General features: G+C 60.0%; 18 protein-coding genes. 5 read left to right on the plus strand and 13 right to left on the minus strand.

Annotated elements, in window-relative coordinates:
• Window positions 1-15: 15 nt before the first annotated feature.
• The 6 genes from HDE75_RS14180 to HDE75_RS14205 all read right to left on the minus strand — a co-directional run bounded on the left by HDE75_RS14180 (window position 16) and on the right by HDE75_RS14205 (window position 3,923).
• Entirely contained in the window at window positions 16-414 is a 399-nt protein-coding gene (locus HDE75_RS14180) for an XRE family transcriptional regulator (protein WP_183677065.1), read from the minus strand.
• Between the two features lie 18 nt (window positions 415-432).
• Complete coding sequence (locus HDE75_RS14185) at window positions 433-813, minus strand: type II toxin-antitoxin system RelE/ParE family toxin (RefSeq protein WP_183677064.1); 381 nt, start codon at window positions 811-813, stop codon at window positions 433-435.
• Between the two features lie 95 nt (window positions 814-908).
• Window positions 909-1,637: a LytR/AlgR family response regulator transcription factor gene (locus HDE75_RS14190; RefSeq protein ID WP_183678014.1), complete on the minus strand. Its 729-nt coding sequence runs from the start codon at window positions 1,635-1,637 to the stop codon at window positions 909-911.
• Window positions 1,638-1,664: 27 nt separating this feature from the next.
• Window positions 1,665-2,738 carry a sensor histidine kinase gene (locus tag HDE75_RS14195; RefSeq protein ID WP_183677063.1) on the minus strand — a complete coding sequence of 358 codons (1,074 nt, stop codon included), beginning with the start codon at window positions 2,736-2,738 and terminating at the stop codon, window positions 1,665-1,667.
• 8 nt (window positions 2,739-2,746) lie between these two features.
• Window positions 2,747-3,550: a LiaI-LiaF-like domain-containing protein gene (locus tag HDE75_RS14200; protein WP_183677062.1), complete on the minus strand. Its 804-nt coding sequence runs from the start codon at window positions 3,548-3,550 to the stop codon at window positions 2,747-2,749.
• Window positions 3,540-3,923 (minus strand): LiaF transmembrane domain-containing protein, encoded by a 384-nt coding sequence (locus HDE75_RS14205; protein ID WP_183677061.1) that lies wholly within the window; start codon window positions 3,921-3,923, stop codon window positions 3,540-3,542. The genes HDE75_RS14200 and HDE75_RS14205 overlap by 11 nt, the downstream gene beginning before the upstream one ends.
• A 561-nt stretch (window positions 3,924-4,484) precedes the next feature.
• Between HDE75_RS14205 and HDE75_RS14210 the strand changes: the two genes are divergently transcribed.
• From HDE75_RS14210 to HDE75_RS14230, 5 genes are read left to right on the plus strand one after another with little or no spacing between them, the layout of a single operon-like run.
• A complete protein-coding gene (locus tag HDE75_RS14210; RefSeq protein WP_183677060.1) occupies window positions 4,485-5,261 on the plus strand; it encodes an SDR family NAD(P)-dependent oxidoreductase in 777 nt (258 codons plus the stop codon).
• 34 nt (window positions 5,262-5,295) lie between these two features.
• A complete protein-coding gene (locus HDE75_RS14215) occupies window positions 5,296-5,640 on the plus strand; it encodes a carboxymuconolactone decarboxylase family protein (protein WP_183677059.1) in 345 nt (114 codons plus the stop codon).
• 17 nt (window positions 5,641-5,657) lie between these two features.
• A complete protein-coding gene (locus HDE75_RS14220; protein WP_183678012.1) occupies window positions 5,658-6,326 on the plus strand; it encodes a cupin domain-containing protein in 669 nt (222 codons plus the stop codon).
• Window positions 6,320-7,408, plus strand: a complete 1,089-nt coding sequence (locus HDE75_RS14225) for a flavin monoamine oxidase family protein (RefSeq protein ID WP_183677058.1) — start codon at window positions 6,320-6,322, stop codon at window positions 7,406-7,408. The genes HDE75_RS14220 and HDE75_RS14225 overlap by 7 nt, the downstream gene beginning before the upstream one ends.
• Window positions 7,405-8,427 (plus strand): alcohol dehydrogenase catalytic domain-containing protein, encoded by a 1,023-nt coding sequence (locus tag HDE75_RS14230; protein ID WP_183677057.1) that lies wholly within the window; start codon window positions 7,405-7,407, stop codon window positions 8,425-8,427. Before HDE75_RS14225 ends, HDE75_RS14230 begins: the two co-directional genes overlap by 4 nt.
• Here HDE75_RS14230 and HDE75_RS14235 read toward each other — a convergent pair.
• The 7 genes from HDE75_RS14235 to pstB form a co-directional block, all read right to left on the minus strand.
• On the minus strand, window positions 8,424-9,326 hold the full coding sequence (locus HDE75_RS14235) for an NAD-dependent epimerase/dehydratase family protein (protein WP_183677056.1): 903 nt from the start codon (window positions 9,324-9,326) through the stop codon (window positions 8,424-8,426). The genes HDE75_RS14230 and HDE75_RS14235 overlap by 4 nt on opposite strands.
• A 92-nt stretch (window positions 9,327-9,418) precedes the next feature.
• Window positions 9,419-11,365, minus strand: a complete 1,947-nt coding sequence (locus tag HDE75_RS14240; protein WP_183677055.1) for a UvrD-helicase domain-containing protein — start codon at window positions 11,363-11,365, stop codon at window positions 9,419-9,421.
• Window positions 11,366-11,420: 55 nt separating this feature from the next.
• The gene (senA, locus tag HDE75_RS14245; protein WP_260174052.1) at window positions 11,421-12,617 is read right to left on the minus strand and encodes a selenoneine synthase SenA; all 1,197 of its coding nucleotides are present in this window, start codon (window positions 12,615-12,617) and stop codon (window positions 11,421-11,423) included.
• A gap of 66 nt (window positions 12,618-12,683) precedes the next feature.
• Entirely contained in the window at window positions 12,684-14,003 is a 1,320-nt protein-coding gene (phoR, locus tag HDE75_RS14250; RefSeq protein WP_183677054.1) for a phosphate regulon sensor histidine kinase PhoR, read from the minus strand.
• A 37-nt stretch (window positions 14,004-14,040) separates the two neighbouring features.
• A complete protein-coding gene (locus HDE75_RS14255) occupies window positions 14,041-14,730 on the minus strand; it encodes a response regulator (protein WP_183677053.1) in 690 nt (229 codons plus the stop codon).
• A 5-nt stretch (window positions 14,731-14,735) separates the two neighbouring features.
• Window positions 14,736-15,446 (minus strand): phosphate signaling complex protein PhoU, encoded by a 711-nt coding sequence (phoU, locus tag HDE75_RS14260; protein ID WP_183677052.1) that lies wholly within the window; start codon window positions 15,444-15,446, stop codon window positions 14,736-14,738.
• A 45-nt stretch (window positions 15,447-15,491) separates the two neighbouring features.
• Window positions 15,492-16,286, minus strand: coding sequence for a phosphate ABC transporter ATP-binding protein PstB (gene pstB / locus HDE75_RS14265; RefSeq protein ID WP_183677051.1), 795 nt, complete (start codon window positions 16,284-16,286; stop codon window positions 15,492-15,494).
• Window positions 16,287-16,320 lie beyond the last annotated feature (34 nt).

A 16,320-nucleotide genomic window follows, 5' to 3' on the forward strand; every position in this document is an offset into this window, starting at 1 on the left:
TATACGCGCGGGACTTTACTGCTTGGCAGCCGGCTTGTCCGCCGCGGCAGTTTTTTTCTTGGCCGGCGTGCCATCTGCGTCCAATTCTGGCGGGCGAAGAAAATTGCGCAGCTCGATACGCGTCCCGTTTTGCGCCACCACCGACAACTCCAGGGTCATGCCCAGCGATTGCAGGAAACGGCGCAAGGTCGAGACATAGGTATCGGAACGCTTTTCGAGTTGCGAAACGGCATGCTGCTGGATGCCGAGCTCCCTGGCCACTTCTGCCTGGGTCTTGCCCACGGCCTTGCGAAAATCCGTCAAGGAACTGGCGTGCGCTATCATCTCTGCTACTTTTTCCTGAGAAAGCGCGGCGATCCTTGCCTGCCGCTCGACGGGCAAACCATCAATGACTTCCTCCAGCTTTCTGCCCATTTTCAACTCCTTTTACCTTTATTTCGCCATGGCGTTCAGCTTGTTCACATGCCTGTCATACCGTTCATTCGCCCTGGCCAGCAAATCCCTGTAAAACTTTTCTTCACTCACACCCTGCTTGGCCGCTGCGACTAAAATCACCGCCTCACGCGTGGTATCGAAAGCAAAGGCGGCCCGCCATACTTCAGCGCCGTGATGGGCCTTGAAACGCAGTTCTTTCATGTTCGGATGTCTGGCGTTTTTCAAGCTGCCCACCAGGGGGCGCCCGGCAGCAGGCCCCAGCTTCGACAGCGCATCGGCGCTTGCCAGTAACTCATCCTGAACATCGGGCGAAAAAGCGTCGAACTCTGCATCGAAGTCATCGTGAAACGTGACCGGCCAACTCTTGGGCGCATCCACTTATCACCTCCGAATGATATCATACTAGGATGATTATGCGCTCAATGCAAGGTCAAGGTATGGAAAATGCTCAAAGTGAGGCCTTAAAGCACTGCCTAACCCACCAATAACTTGAGCTTTTGATAGCCCGCCTTGCTCACAGGAATCCGCGTTTCGTCGCGCAAAATCGCCACATGGCTATCCTTGGTAAGCGCTTCGATACGGCTGATACCATCGATGTTGAGCAAATAGGAGCGGTGCACGCGCAGGAATTTCGCCGGGTCGAGCTGGCTTTCCAGTTCCGACAGGCGTTGGCTTTTCAGATAAGACTTGCCTTCCGAGCGGATGCTGACGTAATCGTCCTGGGCTTCGATATAAGCTATCCTGGCGCTGGCGATCACATGGACTTTCGCACCGTCGCGTATCAGCACGCGGTCCAGGGGCGCGTCGCGCACAGCTGCCTGGCGCGCCGCCGCTGCCACGCTAGCCACTGGCGTGCGATGGGTGCGCGCATGGGCCAGCGCCTGTTCGAAGCGCTGTTCGCTGTACGGTTTCAGCAGGTAGTCGAGCGCATGGCACTCGAATGCCTTCAGGGCATACTGATCGTAGGCGGTCACAAAAATGAAGCGCGTCTTCGCCCCCACCAGTTCAGCCACTTCAAAGCCATCCAGGCGTGGCATCTGTATGTCCAGAAACACCAGTTCCGGTTCCAGCTCCGTAATCGCCTTGACGGCTTCAAAACCGTTGGCGCATTCGGCCACGATCTCGATATCGTCGTGGCGGGCCAGGTATTCGCGCAGCAAGCCGCGCGCCAGCATTTCATCGTCGACGATGGCTACCCGCATCTTCGCTTGCATCGTATAGTCCCCCCCTTATTCCTCGCTGGGGCCGGTCTGCGCCGGCATCGATATCGTCACCATAAAACAGTCATCCTGCCGCGCCCAGTGCACGCTGGCTTCGTGGCCATAGGCGCCCGCCAGCCGCTGGCGCACATTCTCCAGGCCGACGCCATTGCCCCGCTCCGATCCTTGTTCCGCATCAACAGGATTACGCACTGCAATTTGCAGCAGGCTGCCGGCCCGCCGCGCCGTGATCGCGATCAAGCCGCCTTCCGTCAAGCCGCAGATGCCATGCTTGACGGCATTTTCCACCAGCGGCTGGATCAGCATGGGCGGCAGCAAACAGGGCAGCGCTTGCGGGTCGATATCTTCACAAACTTGCAGCCGTTCACCGAAGCGCACACGCTCGATGGAAAGAAAATGACGGATCAGCGCCAGCTCTTGTTCCAGTGCAATATGGGTATGCGCCTCCATGCTCAGGCTCTGGCGAAAGAAGCTGGCCAGCTCTACTGTCATCGTGCGCGCGCCCGCCGCATCGATGGACGTCAGCGCACTGATGGAATTGAGGCTGTTGAACAGGAAGTGCGGATCGATCTGCGTGCGCAGCAAACGCAATTGCGCCTCTTGCGCCATCAGCTGCGCTTCCAGCCCCCGCTGTTCGGCGCCCTTGGCGCGCACGAATTCCAGCAACAGATAATGCACGGCGACAGCCAGGCAATACAACAATGCCCCCAGGCCAAAGAACAAGGCCAGCAAGGATGAACTGAGCGGCACGCCCAACCAGTGCACGTCGGGCAACAGCATCAGGCTATTCAGAAACTGCAGCAGGGTCGCCCACAGCAGCCCCGCGAACAGGGCCGCCACGCCCATCACGCCAATAATGGCGGCCGGGCGGCGCTGCGCCAGCGGATAGGCGCGGCACAGGTAAAACGCGGAAAAACCCGTACCGATCGCATACACCAGGGTGGTGGGCACCAGCAGCAGGACGGCATTCATCCAGGCGAGCCCGGCTACCCTGGTCAGCATGGCGGCCAGGGCCAGGCCCAGCGCGATGCAGACCAGGACAAGCACGGCGGCGCTGCGCCGCTTCGACAATACCGCGACCACGCGGCGCCCTAGTTGCGCACTTCCAGGCCACCCATGATGGCGTAGCCTACCACGTACAAACGCTTGTCCTGGTTGGCTGGCACGATGGTCTTTTCTTCAAAGCCACCGAGTATCGGCGTGCCCTGCAAGATCACGCTCCAGTCGGGCGGCACCTTGATCGTGATGCCGCCGCAGATGGCGAACACGTTCAGTACAGCCTCGCCTTCGATCGAGGCCTGGCGCAAGTCGATTTCACAACCGGCCATGATGACATTGATGTCGCCGCCACGGAAGCGCTGCGACGATACGCGCCGCACGAAGCCGCCCAGGATGGCGGTCACTTCGATGATGCTGTCTTCATCGGCCGCGCCAGTGCTTTCATGGCTTGCCGGCGTCTTGTCCAGCGAGACGGCGCCGTTTCTCGGCTGGCCAAACGGGTCGCTCTGTGCCTTCTCATCTGGCTCGGCCATGAAGCGGCGCCGGCGCTGCCGCTGGCTGGCGCCAGGCAGCGACATCGATACCACGGCCACGCCGACACCGATAATGACCAGCGGCCACAGCATGCTCCAGTTCACATAGAAAAAGCCCATGGCTTTCAAGGTCCACATCACGCCCAGCAACACCATCACGCCGCCCACCACATAACCGGAGCGCGTACGGCCCTGCGAGATTTTCAGCAGGCCAAAAATGATCAGGATAGTGGGCCAGAAACGGAAGGTGTAGCGTACATTGATAAAGCCCAGGTTATCGAGCAGGAACAGCAGCCCCAGCCCGATCACCAGCACGCCCAGCACGATTTGCGTAGCGGAATCCAGTGGTGGTTTATTTTTCATGTTCGGACTCCCGGTAAGCCATAAAATGTTTGTTCAAGACCGGTTCCAGCACCAGCCCGACGCCCCAGGCAATCAGCAATGCGGCCCAGCTATTATAGAAAGACAAGCCCCATAATTCTTCGTACGAAACATACCACCAGGCGGCGAAAAAGATCAGCCACAAACCGCTCAATATCTGCCTGGCCGACACGGGCGCCAATAACTTGTTGATGCCGAAAACCACCATGATCGCTGGCCAATAATGCCAAAACGAATAATAGTCACGCGCGGCGATCATGCCCAGCCGGTCCAGCAGGATGACGGCGCCAATGGCGATCAACAACAGTCCCCACAGCAGCTGGGTACGGCGGTAATGCGCTTGCTCAGGTTTCACGATATCCCCTTTGTACCTCAGTGAATCAGTTAATTGACTGAACGTAAAGATACGCGGATTTTAAAACGGGCGAAACCATTGTTCGGCGAATGGCGGCTAGCAGGCGGTGAATGGCGGTGGCGCGGTGAATGGCGAAAAAAAAGGCCGGCATATGCCGGCCTGGAAGGGGTTAATACTGAAAAGTTTAACACCGGAGAACTGATGGATAGCAGCTTATAAACACTGCGCTCCCACATGGCTGGGGTTGCACCATGCGGGCAAAATCTGGTGCCGATCCTTGAGGCGACCGGCTGACCTGCTGGAAGATCGAACATGCCGCCAACTTCACGGCAGTGCGTCTCGACCACGCAGAAACATCATACCGCCAATCCTGAAAAAGCACCGTTCGCTAGCGCACACAAGAAACAAGTTTGTCGCCGCCCTATTCCGATAAAGTTTTTCTTTCGATATCTGACAGCTAATCTGGTTTGTAAGCAAGTGAAAATCGGAGAAAAATACAGCCATTGATGCAGCGAATCACGATACGCGCATCGTCCCTTTCATTACTCATCAGGAAATATCATGCATACATTTTCTTCCAAGGTTGCCATCGTCACCGGCGGCGGTTCCGGTATCGGTAAAGAAGTCGCCACACGCCTGGTGCAGGCAGGCGCCCAGGTCATCATCGGCGGGCGCGACGAAGCCAAGTTGCAGCGCGCAGCGGCAGAGATCGACCCGAGCGGCGCCAAGGTGCGCTACCACGCGGGCGACATCGCCCAGCCGGCCACGGCAGCAGCGCTGGTAGCACTGGCCACGCAAGCATTTGGCGGCGTCGATATCCTTGTCAATAACGCGGGTGTATTCCGCCCCAAGGCCTTCCTCGAGGTCGACGAGGCTGAGTACGACTGGTTCCTCGACACCATCCTCAAGGGTAAGTTTTTCATGGCGCAAGCGGCCGCGAAGGCCATGCAGCAACGGGGCGGCGGCGCTATCGTGCAAACCGGTTCGCTGTGGGCCTTACAAGCCATCGGTGCGACGCCTTCGGCCGCCTACTCGGCCGCCAATGCCGGCGTGCATGCCTTGACGCGCAACCTGGCCATCGAACTGGCAGCAGCCAACATCCGCATCAACACGGTCGCCCCTGGCGTGGTGGAAACACCGGTCTACAACACCTTCATGACCGATGAACAGGTGAAGGACACCCTGCCGTCGTTCAACGCCTTCCACCCACTGGGCCGCAATGGCCAACCGGGCGACATCGCCGACGCCATCCTGTTCCTCGCTTCGTCAAATGCGTCGTGGATCACCGGCACCGTGTTGCCAGTGGACGGCGGTGTCATGGCTGGCCGCCAGGCCTGAATCTCATTAGCAATCAATCTAAAGGAGTTTTATCATGATGCAAGACTGGAATACTTACCGCGACAGCCTGCTGCAACGCGTGGGTGACGTAGCCAAGCTGACACCTGACGTGATGCGCGGGCTGATGACTATCGAGGGCGCAGCCATGAAAAGCGGCAAGCTGGAGCCGAAAATCCACGAACTGATCGCGCTGGCCGTGGCCGTCACCACGCGCTGCGATGGCTGCATCGCCGTGCATACAAAAAAGGCGGTCGAGCATGGCGCTAGCCTGGAAGAAATTACCGAGGCGCTCAGCGTGGCGATCGCGCTCAACGCGGGCGCCGCCCTGACCTATTCGGCCCGCGTGCTCGAAGCGCACGCGGCGCTGGCAGTCAAGTAATGGATACCGGGAACATCTTGCTGATCCACGCAGATTACACGCGCCGCGCCACAGTTGTTCCCGGCCAGCATCGCTGGCTGGCCTCGCCGCAGGGCGGGGTCGATCGGGTGATGCTGGACCGCTTGGGCGGCGAACGGGCGCGCGCCACCAGTCTCGTGCGTTATGCGCCCGGCGCCCATTTCCCGGTGCACCAGCATCCTGGCGGCGAGGAAATCCTGGTGCTATCCGGTACGTTCTCAGCTGATGGCGAGCAGTATCCAGCAGGCAGCTATCTGCGCAATCCGCCCGGCTCGTCGCACCACCCTTCAAGTAGCGATGGCGCCGTGCTGTTCGTCAAGCTATGGCAAATGACGGACGACGAACAGGCTGTGCTACGCATCGATACCCGCGATTCGACACACTGGCAAGATCAAGGGGATCGCGATATCTGTCCGCTATTCAGCAATAAAAACGAACAGGTCAGCCTGCAACACCTGGCGCCGGAAGCAGTGTTATCCATCGATGACGCGGAACTGCTGGTGCTAGAAGGTGAACTGCTGTCCGATGGACTGTGCTTTCCGCGCCACAGCTGGCTGCGCCTGCCACCCGGCGACAGGCTGACGCTGAGCGCCAGCACACACGGCGCCACCATCTACCTGAAAACCGGCCACCTGGCTTACCTCAGCAGCCTGGGGGCGCCATGCTGACGCCCCGCATCGTCATAGTTGGCGGCGGCCTGGCTGGCTTGTATGCCGCGTATCTGCTGGAACAGCGCGGCGTGACTGACTATGTGCTGCTGGAAGCGCGCGAGCGCTTCGGTGGACGCATCGTGTCCACACCCGGAGGCCATGACCTTGGCGCAACCTGGTTCTGGCCCGAATTGCAGACGCAATTGAGTGAACTGATCGACGAAGTGAAATTGCAGCGTTTCGAACAATACGCCAGCGGCGACATGCTGATCGAACGCTCGCGCCATGCTGCCCCCGAACGCATGGCCAGCTATTTCTCGGCCCCACCGTCCATGCGCCTGGCCGGCGGCATGACGGCACTGACCGATGCCCTGCAAGCGCACATACCGCCAGAACGCACCATCACCAATCAATATGTGAGGCGAGTGCAGCGCATGGACGCGCATAGCGAGATCGAGGCTGACGATGGACAAGGCAAACCGGTCCGCTACCGCGCCAGCCATGTCTTGCTGGCCCTGCCACCCCGGCTGGCCGCAGCCATCGCATACACCCCGGCACTGCCCGCAAGCCTGATGGATACATGGCAAGACACGCCAACCTGGATGGCGCCGCACGCCAAATATGTGGCCGTCTATGCACACGCCTTCTGGCGATCACAAGGTTTATCGGGCCATGCGCGCAGCGCGGGCGGGCCACTGGCTGAAATACACGACGCCAGCGGCGAGCATGGCTCGCCTGCCCTGTTCGGTTTTCTTGGCGTGCCTGCCATGAACCGCCAGAACGTGGAGCAGCAACTATTGCTGGCGCATTGCCGCGCGCAACTGGTGCGCCTGTTCGGACCGGAGGCCGGATCACCGGTAGCAGAATACCTCGAGGATTGGGCGGCAGACAGCAGCACGGCCACGCCAGCCGACCTGCACGGGCGTGGCGAACACGCCGAAGCGCCCGCCGCACAGACTGATGAAGGCCGGTGGAAAGGCAACATCACAGGCATCGCCAGCGAATGGTCGCCCCAGTTCCCCGGCTACCTCGCTGGCGCCATCGACGCGACCCGGCGCGGCGTCGATATCTTATTTCAAACAGGGAAAATCACATCATGAAAACCACTTACCGGGCCATGCAGGTCAGCCAGCCAGGCGTTCTGGAACTGGTGCAGCGCGTCACTCCGACACCAGGCGCGGGCGAAGTCTTGATTGCCGTTGAAGCCTGCGGCATTTGCGGCGCGGATGCCGGCGCCATCGAAGGCGATGAAAGGGGCACACAATTGCCGCGCGTGCCCGGCCATGAAGTGGTGGGACGCATCGCCGCCATCGGCGCCGGCACGCCTGCCTGCTGGAAGGTGGGCCAGCGCGTGGGCGTGGGCCGGCTGGGTGGCCATTGCTATGCATGCGAGCAATGCCACCGGGGTCAGTTCCAGCTTTGCATGGACCAGCCAGCCATGGGTAGTACCCGCGATGGCGGTTATGCGGAAATGATGCTGGCCCGCAGCACGGGACTGGTGAGGATTCCCGATGAACTCGATGCGGAACACGCGGCGCCCCTGCTATGCGCCGGTATTGCTACCTTTAATGCATTGAAGAAATCAGGCGCGCAAGCCGGTGACCTGGTGGCCATTCTCGGCATTGGCGGGCTGGGGCATCTGGCGGTGCAATATGCGCGCAAGATGGGCTATCGGGTAGTGGCTATCGGACGGCGCGCCGAACTTGCTGTCGATGCACCCGCACTGGGCGCGCATCGCCATATCGACAGTAGCCAGGAAGACGCGACCGCCGTGCTGCAAGCCATGGGCGGCGCGCAAGTGATTCTTTCCACTATCACCGACAGCGCTGCTACCTCGATGCTGTTGGCTGGACTGGCGCCGCAAGGCAGGCTGGTCGTAGTCGGGGCGGGCAAGCAAGCCTTGACCATTGCGCCCGGCGCGCTGGTGGGTGGCGAGCGTTTGGTGCAGGGAACGATCACGGGCACGCCCCATGAAGCGGGCAAGACGCTCGACTTCAGCATCCTGGCCGACATACGCCCACTGGTCGAAACCATGCCTTTGGCGCAGGCGAACGAGGCGTACCGGAAAATGCGCTCGGGCCAGGTCCGCTACCGCATGGTGCTGACGATGCAGTCTTAATGAGGTGGGCTCAGCATATCCTTGCTGATCCATTCGAGAACCGACGGCCCTGTTGGCTGCCAGCCCAGCAGCTTGCGCGAGCGTTCGCCGCGCACGCGGCTATTGGAACCGAGGCCGTACGAGGCCATTTCATAACCCCATTCGGCGATGGCTTCGGGCAGCGGCCAATCCTGCGCCGGGCCCAGGTCCAGCGCCTCGGCCATTGCCGCCGTCATGTCGCGGAAGGCGGCTTCGCCCGACTCGACAAAATAGAAAGTGCCGGCTGGCGATTTTTCCAGCGCCAGCAGATACAGGCTGACCACGTCGTCGATGTGCACGTTGGACCAGATATTACGGCCCGGTCCTACGTGGCGCACGATGCCGCTCTTGCGCGCCTGCTTGAGCAAACGCGGCAATTGCACGCTGTCGCGCGGCAAGGCGCCATGGCCATAGATCAGGGTATTGCACAGCACGCTGGCGCGCACGCCTTGCGCGCCGCTGGCCAAAATCAAGTCGTCGATGGCCACGCGGGCAGCCTTGTCGGCGGTCGGCGCGGGCAGCTTGTCTTCATAATAAATCTGTTCCGTGCCCTCGCCGCCCGAAGCGTCGCCCACGATGGACGAGCCGCTGGTGTGCAAATACACCTTGTTGCTGCCGGCCAGCGCTTCGAGAATGGCTTCCACGGCGCCGCGGTGGTCGCTGCTGGCTGCATTGATGACGGCGTCGGCGGCGCGCGCCTGCTCGATGATCAGTTCGCGGTCATTCAAGTTACCCAATACGCCTTGCACGCCGATGGTCGCCAATTCAGCCACTTGCTCGGGTTTGCGCACCAGGCCCGTGACCTGATGGCCGGCGCGCACCAGGCCCGCCGCGATGGAACTGCCGATAAAACCTGCCGCACCTGTCAAAAATACTTTCATGCTTAGCTCCTCAGTTGGTTGGGATGATTCATCTCACCAAGCGAGTATGCGCTGTTTATGTCATTGCAAAAAGTAGTCGTGCGGCAAATGATTTATGACTTCGAAGCAACAGTCTTGGCTTTAAGCTGCAGGGCGGCAATATAACGGCTTTGGTGAGCCGGGTCTTGCGGCGTGAGCAAGCTCAATCTGTCCCGGGCGCGCGTGGCCGCCACATAGAAGCGGTTTTCCTCTTCCAGCGGGTCGGTCTTGCTGCGCGGAAATTCATCGATAGCCAGATAGGGCAAGATCACATGGCTATATTCCAGGCCCTTGATCTGGTCGATGCAGGCGATCACGATCTTGGCCTTGCCGCTGGTCACGGCGACAGCCTCTTCCATTTCACCTAACCAGCTTGCGAAGTCGCCCAGCGACGTTTCCGCTTCCGTGCAGACGGCAATAAAACCGTGCAGCGAGCGCGCTACCACCCTCGCCTGCGCCGGATCGACATAGATGCGGCGGGCCGTCTGTTCCAGCTGCATCAAACCAAAGATATGCTGCAAGGCGGCGCCCGCCGGCGCCTCGGCAGGCAATGTCCGCAGATAGTCGACGGCGGCCAGGGTCAAGGCCGCCTTGTCCTGGTTGACAGACTTGGCCAGCTGATTGGTCAAAAAACCTTCCAGCAAGTCCGGGTAATTGGCAACGTCGGCCTTGGCTTGCTGCAACTGGCTGCGTGTAAACGGGATTTCTGCAAACGCCACCAGCGCTTCGAGGATCTCGCCACGGCGCGGGCCGTTCTTGATCGCATGCAAGTCCTTGCGGGCGATGGCGACCATGCCGCGCAGCATCAGCACTTCCTGGCTCAGCAAATAACTGTGCATGTCGAGCAAGTCATACGCGATGCCGCTCTGAAACAGCGCTGTTTCCACGCGAATAGCCTGGTCGCGGTCGCGCAGCAAAATCGCCGTGGTGCCGGCATGGGCGTGTTCGAGGGCGGCGATCAGCTGCGCACTGCAGGCTTGCGGCTGGGTGTGTTCGTAATGCAGCACCTCGATTACAGTGGCACGGTTCAAGGCAGACACGCTGGCCTTGTTTTTCAGCGTACCCACCGCTAACGCCAATTGCGTGCCGTAGCGGTAGGATGCCGTCAGCGGCAAGCGCTGCAAGGTGGGGAATTCCTGCTCGAAACGCTGGCGCAGGAAACGGTGATCGGCGCCCGACCAGGTATAAATGACCTGGTCCTTGTCGCCCGCGCCGCAGAAAAAAGCGTTGCCACGGCGTATCAGCATGGTCAGCAAGCGAAACGATGCTTCATTCAAATCGTGCAATTCATCGGCCACGATGATCTGGAATGCCGGCAATTGCTGGCGCAGCGGTTCATCGTCGGTCAGCAAACGCACCAGGTCATACGTGGCGTCGAACGGGCCACGGAACTGGATATCGCCCGTATCGGCGCCGCGCAAGCCTTCATATTCACGGCTCCACAGATAATGCGTGCGCGACATGCCCAGCATTTCCAGATTGTCTTCCATGGAATTGCTTTCAAAGTCGGCGCCATGCAAATCGAGCCGCGCCTTGCTACGTAGCTGCAACTTCAAAAATTCGGCGATGGCGGCATTAGTGGTATTGATTTCCAGCGGGTAACGGTCGGCATATTTTTCCGCCACTACGGCCAAAGCTTCCCAGGCAACAGGGCGCAACTCTTCATTGCTGCGCATGGCTGCCACTTGCATGCCTTCCATTTGCAGCAGCACTTTGGCGGCAAAGGCATCGAAGGTATCGATGGTCAGCCGCTTGACCACGCCCAGCGGCACACCGACTTCCAGCAAGCGCTGGCGCAAGGCCACGCGCGCTGCTTCCGTGAACACCAGGGCCAGCATGCGTTCGGGCGCGCGGCCCCGGTGCAGCGCTTCGGCCAGGCGCAGGGCCAGGGTGGTCGTCTTGGCGGCGCCGGCATTGGCGTCGATCAAGACGATTTTTTTCTGCGCCGTCTGGATGGCGACCTGTTCCGGCGTTGGCGTGATGCGTTTGGGAATGAATTGCGGGGCGTTATCTGTACTCAAAGCTGTACTCAAAAGAAATCCTGAAGTGGGTGCCTGGCGCGCTTGCTCTATCTACTTACCAGGCGCAGGTGCGCAAGCCGGCAAACACGTCGCCGCGCTCTGGCCCATGAAAGGTCCGCATGCGGGGCGAAACCAGACGGGGCGGCGTGACAAAGGCCGCGCCGCGCAAGACCTGGTATTGCATGAAATACGGCGCCGAATAGTCGCGCCAGGGGCCGGCAACAAAACCAGGATACGGTTCAAACGGCGTCGCCGTCCACTCCCACACCTGGCCCCACTGGAAACGCGGATGGCCGGACAGCGCAGCATACTCCCATTCCGCCTCGGTCGCCAGACGGCGCCCGGCCCAGGCGCAATACGCTTGCGCTTCATACAGATTGATATGGCGCACGGCTTCCTGCAGCGGCAAGGTGACGGGCTGGCCAAACCTGACTGTGCGCCATTGCATGCCGTCCCGTAACCAGTACAGGGGCGACGAGCGCTCCTGCTGCATCAGCCAGGCGCTGCCTGCCGCGCTCCAGAACTGGCGGTTCTGGTAACCGCCATCGAACACGAATTCGGCAAACTGGGCATTCGACACGGGCACGGCGTCGATGGTAAATGGCGGCACATAACAGGCGTACGGTGGGCATTCATTGTCGAAGGCAAAGCCCGCTTCATGGCTGGACCCTAGCTCGATGCTGCCACCAGGAAAAGCAATCTCGTTCGCCGACACTGGCAACGATGGGCTGGCAGCCAGCGTGTGCGGCGCTGGCAATTCCAGCCGCTGCAAACCGACCAGCATGGCTTCGCCGCACAAGTCTTCATGGGCCAGCGCCAAGCGATAGGGATACAGGGCGCTATCGACATTGGCCTCGCGCGAGAGTTTATCGAGCACCCGGTCCAGCACTTCATGGCAATAGGTTTTCACGGCGCCCGGGCTGGGCAAGTCCAGGTTCCAGCGCGCCCGGTGGGACACGATATTGGCGTCGAACAAGTCGTCGCCGCGCGTCAGCAGGCAATTATAGAGGGCGTCGGCCGGATGGCTAGATGGCGCTTCGCGCAAGATGAACCACTCGGCAAACCAGGCGATATTGCCTAGCTGCCACAACGGCGGATTCAGATGCGGGAGTTGCGGTACGCGGCTGGCCAGTTCATAGCCGGCCGCCGCGTAGCAATCGAACAGCGCCATGGTTTTCTGGCGCGCCGCCAGCAGCGATTGCGCCAGTTGCTGCGCACCCGCGTGGCGGAAATTGGTATTGATCAGAGTCATGGTCCGATTGTAACGACTTTTGCAAGCATTGCACCAGTCGCAGCAGACATCACCGGACCCTCCGGCTTATTTCACCAGCAATTCACCATGATGCACAGGCGAAATGACAGACTTCGGCATGCTGACGATAAAGCTGCTGCCCTTGTCCGCCACGGACTGGATCGCCAGGGTGCCGCCATGGCGCAGCAGCACGTGCTTGACGATGGCCAGGCCCAGGCCCGTGCCCTGGGTTTCACGCGAACGGCTCTTGTCGACCCGGTAGAAACGTTCGGTCAAGCGCGAAATATGCTCCGGGCTGATGCCGATGCCCGTATCCTGGGCAATAAATTGCGGACCGGCCGGGCCATCTTGCCAGCGCAGGGTAATGCTGCCGCCGGCCGGCGTGTAGCGCACGGCGTTCGAGGCCAGGTTGCCGAACGCGCTGTAGAGCTCGTCGTAACTGCCCAGCACGTCGGGACCGTTGCATTCCATGCTGATCTGGTGCTTGCCAGCCGACAAGGCCTTGGCGTCGCGCAAAACCTGCGCCATCAGCTTGCGCACATCGACCGGTTCGGGGCGCAGCGGATAATCGACCGACTCCAGCCGCGACAGGGTCAGCATGTCTTCGATCAGATGCTGCATGCGGTGGCCCTGCTCCGTCATCAGCTTGATGTGGGCGGCGCGCGTGGCGGCGTCCAGGTCCAGCTCGGTAGAAGCGATTTCCAGGAAACCGACGATTACCGTCAGCGGCGTGCGCAATTCATGCGAGGCGTTGGCGATAAAGTCGCGCCGCATCATTTCGATGCGTTCCGTTTCCGTCACATCGTGCGTGACCAGGATCTGGCGGCGGTTTTCGAATGGAATGATTTGCACGATCAGCTTGCGGTTGCGGAACGTGATCGTCAGCGGCTGGTCGTAGCGCCCCAGAATAATGTAATCCATGAACTCGGGGCTGCGGATCAGATTGGTGACGCGCATGCCCTTGTCGCGTTCATGCGTGAGACCCAGATGCTTTTCGGCGGCCGGGTTGCACCATTCCAGGAACAGCACGTCATCCATGATGACCACGCCGTCTGGCAACAGATGCATGGCCTGGCGGAAACGCGCCAGCCACTCAGTCAGCTCGGCCTGGTTTTTTTCATCGTCGCGGCGCATGCGGTACAGGCGCGCGAAAATGCTGGTCCAGGCGCCCCAGCCGTCAGGCAGCTTGGCGCTGTGCGGATTATCGAGCCAGTTACTGAGTTGAAACAGGTACGACAGCTGCACAAACACCATCATGGCCATCAGCACGAAGGCGATGCCCAGCGCATAGGTGGCGCCAAACAGGTACCACACCACGGCCACGCCCAGCAAGGACAACACCATGCGCAAGGCGGCCGGCACCCAGAACAGCAATTTCGGATTCATAAGAAACGGGCTTTATAAACAGGCTTTACTTCAGGCTTTATTTTTCAGACAACATGTAGCCAACGCTGCGCACCGTCTTGATCAGGCTTTCCGCCTCCTTCAAGGCTTTGCGCAAGCGCAATACGTGGACATCGACCGTGCGTTCCTCGATCACCACATGGTCGCCCCACACCTTGTCGAGCAGCTGGCTGCGCGAAAACACGCGCTCGGGATGGGCCAGCAAGAACTTCAACAGTTTATACTCGGCATGACCAATATCGATTTTCTGTTCATCCATCGTCACCGTGCAGCTGACCGGATCGAGCGCCACATTGCCAGCGCGCATGGGCGCCTGCGCGTGTTCCGGGCTCTTGCGGCGCAACAGTGCCTTGGCGCGGGCCAGCAGTTCGCGCGGCGAGAATGGCTTGGTGACGTAATCGTCCGCCCCGCTGTTCAGGCCGGCAAGCTTGTCTTCTTCCATACTCTTGGCGGTGAGCATGATGACGGGAATGGCTGCAAAATTGCGGTCGGCGCGGATGCGCGACAGCAAGCGCAAGCCTGTCTGATCCGGCAACATCCAGTCCAGCAAGATCAGATGCGGCGTGCGATGCTGGATGAAATCCCAGGCATCGGCAACGTTTTGTACAGAACAGCAATTCCAGCCAGATTCGCGCAATGAATAGGTCACCAGTTCAACAATGGCCGGCTCATCTTCAACGATCAATACTGTAGTTTTATCAGAGGCCATAAAGCTTACTCAGGGAGCTCCTCGGAAATCGCGGGAGACGCCACCTTGGTATGGCGGATATCCTTGCCCTCGACCACATAAATCACGTATTCGGCGATGTTTTTTGCATGGTCGCCGATGCGTTCGATGGCCTTGGCCACCCACAAGGTGTCGAGCGCGGCTGAAATCGTGCGCGGGTCTTCCATCATGAAGGTGATCAGGTTGCGCATGATGGTCTTGAATTCATGGTCGATCACGGCGTCTTGCGCGATCAGCTGCAGCGCTTGCTGGCCATCATTGCGCGCGAAGCAGTCCAGCGCATCGTGCAGCATATCGCTGGCCGTGGTGGCGATACCACGCACCATTTCGTAATGGTTGACGACGGCGTTGCCGCGCTTGTGCAGGTTTTTTGCCACGCGGGCAATCTTGGTCGCCTCGTCGCCCACGCGCTCGAGGTCGGTAATTACCTTGATGGTGGCCATGATGGTGCGCAAATCGTTGGCGGCTGGCTGGCGGCGCACGATCAAATGGCTGCAAGCGTCGTCGAGCGACACTTCGAGCTGGTTGACGACGTCATCTTCGCGCATCACGCGGTCGGCGCGCTCGGCGTTGCCGATGCGGAAACACGTCATCGCATCGAGGAACTGGGTTTCAACGATGCCGCCCATGAGCAGCACTTTCGAGCGGATCGCTTCGAGTTCGTTGTCGTATTGCTTGGATGAATGTTCGCCTATCATGCTGTCTCTCCGTATTCAGTTGTCTGGTGGTATTGCGGGGCCGGATCAGCCGAAACGGCCGGTAATGTAATCCTGGGTTTCCTTGCGGGCCGGATTCATGAAGATCTGATCCGTCTCGCCGAATTCCACCAGTTCGCCCAAATACATATATGCCGTGTAATCAGAGCAACGGGCCGCCTGTTGCATGTTATGCGTCACGATGGCGATCGTGTAATCCTGTTTCAGTTCGCTGATCAGCTCTTCCACTTTCGAAGTCGAGATCGGGTCCAGCGCCGAAGTTGGCTCATCGAGCAGCAGCACGTCCGGTTTCACGGCCACGCCGCGTGCGATGCACAGACGCTGTTGCTGGCCGCCCGACAGCGACAAGCCACTCTTGTTCAGCTTATCCTTGACTTCACCCCACAGCGCTGCCTTTTTCAAGGCCCATTCCACGCGCTCGTCCATCTCGCCTTTCGACAGGTCTTCATACAGGCGCACGCCGAAAGCGATGTTGTCGTAGACCGACATCGGGAACGGCGTCGGCTTCTGGAACACCATGCCGACCTTGGCGCGCAGCATGTTGACGTCCTGGTCGGCGTCGAGCACATTGCGGCCGCGGTACATGATCGAGCCCTCCGCGCGCTGGCCCGGGTACAGGTCATACATGCGGTTCAGGGTGCGCAGCAGGGTTGATTTACCGCAACCGGACGGGCCAATAAAGGCCGTGACTTTTTTCTCGTGGATATCGAGATTGACGTTATGCAGGCTCTGGGTCTTGCCGTAAAAAAAGTTCAGGCCCGAGATCTCGATGGTTTTTTTCTTAGGCGCCAAGTCGGGGCTGGTATGGATTTGGGTATTCATAGTTTCGCTTCGCTTTAATGAGCTGGTTTGAGCT

Origin of the sequence: Janthinobacterium silvisoli, assembly GCF_014200725.1 — a bacterium.
In the GTDB taxonomy this organism is placed as follows: Bacteria; Pseudomonadota; Gammaproteobacteria; order Burkholderiales; family Burkholderiaceae_D; genus Janthinobacterium.